Source organism: Falsihalocynthiibacter sp. S25ZX9 (assembly GCF_041205405.1).
GTDB classification, from domain to species: Bacteria; Pseudomonadota; Alphaproteobacteria; order Rhodobacterales; family Rhodobacteraceae; genus Falsihalocynthiibacter; species Falsihalocynthiibacter arcticus.
On sequence record NZ_JBGFCD010000239.1, the window covers coordinates 1 to 302 of the forward strand.

The 302-nt window shown below is 57.6% G+C and carries 1 protein-coding gene; it reads right to left on the reverse strand.

Features of this window, described 5'->3' with window-relative positions; all coding sequences use genetic code 11:
- On the reverse strand, positions 1-302 hold a 302-nt coding region (locus AB9F29_RS22085), incomplete at both ends, for a hypothetical protein (RefSeq protein ID WP_369757274.1).

The following is a 302-nucleotide window of genomic DNA, read 5'->3' on the forward strand; positions in this document are numbered from 1 at the left end:
GCAATCAGGGCCAAGCTGTCGGCGTCTTCGCTGCGATCATCGCCTTCCAAAAGAAGAATACCGATCAGGGGTTTTCCAGTGGCTTGAAAGGGCGCGCGATTGTCGCGCAAAGCGCTGGGTGGTGGTATTTCGATTGTGTCGCTCCGAGCCTCTTGTTCGTCGTCTTGTGATACGCTGGGAAGACGGTTGATGCGCACACTATGGGCGCGATTTGCAAGGGCGTTTTCTTGGTCGTTGAAGGTCCCGACGGGCGTGCCGAATCCCTCGGTAACGACAGGACGTTCGGTGGCACGTGGAGGTTG